Source organism: Ruminococcus sp. 210702-SL.1.03 (assembly GCF_020559915.1).
In the GTDB taxonomy this organism is placed as follows: domain Bacteria; phylum Bacillota; class Clostridia; order Oscillospirales; family Ruminococcaceae; genus YE71.
The window spans coordinates 1-222 of record NZ_JAJCLZ010000197.1 but is presented as its reverse complement, the minus strand read 5'-3'; the positions used below and the strand labels follow the sequence as shown (position 1 = coordinate 222).

The following is a 222-nucleotide window of genomic DNA, read 5'->3' as shown; positions in this document are numbered from 1 at the left end:
CGTTCGACATCGCGACGTTTACGGGCAACCGCTTAATGCTTCTCGATGTTGGCGACTTCGGCGCGACGTACTACGACATGGGCTCGCCCGCCGACTATGCGAGTTACAGCGACATATCCGTATCAGATGATGGGCTGAGCGCGAGCGTTACACTGCCATTCGGCGGGAATGTAACGCAGTACGCTATACCCACGATGGGCGGCATAGTTACGGCGGCGAGCG

Annotated in this window: 1 protein-coding gene; it reads left to right on the top strand. The window is 58.6% G+C overall.

The features are described 5' to 3' along the window. On the top strand, positions 1–222 hold a 222-nt coding region (locus LI114_RS14085), incomplete at both ends, for a hypothetical protein (protein ID WP_227221177.1).